Raw genomic sequence first — 1,748 nt, 5'->3', positions numbered from 1 at the left:
CACCGTCCCTCTGATCCCAGTCCGGATGACGATCGGCCACCATGGTAACCCGACATCCACACCTCCTCGCGTCCACATAGGTAAACCCGCACGGGGCATCGGTCATGAGACAGTATGGGCGTCTCGTTTGAATTAGTTCGACAATTTTCAGACATGTGAGAGTCTGCCTCTAGAGATCAATGAGACAGGAGGCCCGATGCTGGTAGGCTATGCGCGTGTAAGTTCGACCGGACAGTCGCTCGACATCCAGAACGATGCCTTGGAAGCAGCCGGATGCGAGAAGGTCTTCGCCGAGAAGGTCTCGGCACGCTCGACCAAGGATCGGGTCGAACTGGCGCAGGCGATCGACTTCGTGCGGGAGGGCGACACGCTGGTAGTGACCCGGCTCGATCGACTGGCAAGGTCGGTGGGTGATCTTCACCGGATCATCGAGAAGCTGACCGACAAGAAGGTCGCGTTCCAGTGCTTGAACCAGTCAGGTGTCGATACCGATAGCTCGACGGGCAAGTTGATGATGGCGATCCTCGGAGCCGTAGCGCAGTTCGAAAACGACATCCGGCGAGAAAGACAGGCCGAAGGGATCGCCAAGGCCAAGGCGGAAGGACGCTACCGGGGACGCAAGCCCACCATCGATCCTGCACGCGTGAAGGAGCTTCATGCCACCGGGATCGGTCCCGCTGCTATCGCACGCGAGATGGGGATCGCCCGTGCAAGCGTCTATCGAGCGTTGGCATCGTAGGTTGGTTCATGTTGGTGCACAGTAAAATCCCGGGAGTTAGGACTCATCGGGTGGTAAAAGGCTCGCATGCAACAAGGAGAACCGAATGCTTGACCTTACTACCGCCTTGCTGATCGCCACAGTTGTGCTCGGACTGATCAGAACCGCCGCCACCCTAACCGGCGTTATCATCCAGCACCGCCGCACGGCGAAACTTCCCGAACCCCCGATCACACCGACCTGCACGACTGTCCTTGGCGCCGATATTGGCGGACATGTTGATGACCTTCCCGGTCGCTCGCGCCGTCGCACTTTGGGGAGGTGGTAGAAAAAGTTCACATATAATCAGCAAATTACGGCCCGAAATAAGCCATTGGCTATTGGACGACTTTGTGTGTAGCTAAATCGGCCTCTGACAAATCAAAGGAGGCTAGAATGAACCACAACCCCAAGCTTGCACTGATCGATAGCGATGGCGACGAGCGCTTCGCTGCCATCATCAACGGCACCTACCAGATCGGTAAGGCACGCAAGCGCACTCCACCGGACATCCAAACCTTCGCGCGCGCGATCCTGATCGAAGGGGAGGATGGACGCTTCGTCTGCGCCGATGGTCGTAAACCCGGTATCCTCAAGTTCAGTGGCCGTGCGAAGGAAGCTCGATCCTATCGTCTGGACCCGACGATCGCTGCTCAGCTTGGCATCCCAGCTACCGGAAACCGGTAACTTCACCGCTACTGTCGAAGAGTGTGTTACCTTCGCTCGACGATGGGGGATAGGGTCGTGCCTTCGGGCACGACCCGTATCTTGCTGACGATCCCTAAGCGTCCTTGATCATGAACTCATTGACGCCTGCACAGTGTGTGCAACTGTCGTATTATGACCCAACACAACGCTCCTAAGATCGCCACTCAAAATGATCCCAAACCTTCTGCCAGCACCGTAAACGAGCGTCCCGATCAAACGCTGCAAACGGTCGAAGATGGTGTCGAGATCGTCAGACCCTTGAGTAACCCAGCAGGGCTCACCA

General features: G+C 57.2%; 3 protein-coding genes. All 3 read left to right on the top strand.

Annotation, left to right across the window (positions count from 1 at the left end; all coding sequences use genetic code 11):
* Positions 1 to 196 precede the first annotated feature (196 nt).
* Positions 197 to 739: a recombinase family protein gene (locus HUV48_RS14150; protein WP_176268379.1), complete on the top strand. Its 543-nt coding sequence runs from the start codon at positions 197 to 199 to the stop codon at positions 737 to 739.
* Between the two features lie 85 nt (positions 740 to 824).
* The gene (locus tag HUV48_RS14145) at positions 825 to 1,046 is read left to right on the top strand and encodes a hypothetical protein (RefSeq protein WP_176268378.1); all 222 of its coding nucleotides are present in this window, start codon (positions 825 to 827) and stop codon (positions 1,044 to 1,046) included.
* Between the two features lie 107 nt (positions 1,047 to 1,153).
* Positions 1,154 to 1,444 (top strand): hypothetical protein, encoded by a 291-nt coding sequence (locus HUV48_RS14140; RefSeq protein WP_176268377.1) that lies wholly within the window; start codon positions 1,154 to 1,156, stop codon positions 1,442 to 1,444.
* Positions 1,445 to 1,748: the final 304 nt, after the last annotated feature.

Source organism: Qipengyuania atrilutea, from assembly GCF_013370205.1.
GTDB classification, from domain to species: Bacteria; Pseudomonadota; Alphaproteobacteria; order Sphingomonadales; family Sphingomonadaceae; genus Actirhodobacter; species Actirhodobacter atriluteus.
The sequence above is the reverse complement of the archived record's forward strand: the minus strand, read 5'-3'. Positions and strand labels throughout refer to the sequence as shown.

Coding starts and splice junctions, on each gene's coding strand:
- HUV48_RS14145 (WP_176268378.1), top strand. CDS start 825: ATGCTTGACCTTACTACCGCCTTGCTGATCGCCACAGTTGTGCTCGGA.
- HUV48_RS14140 (WP_176268377.1), top strand. CDS start 1,154: ATGAACCACAACCCCAAGCTTGCACTGATCGATAGCGATGGCGACGAG.
- HUV48_RS14150 (WP_176268379.1), top strand. CDS start 197: ATGCTGGTAGGCTATGCGCGTGTAAGTTCGACCGGACAGTCGCTCGAC.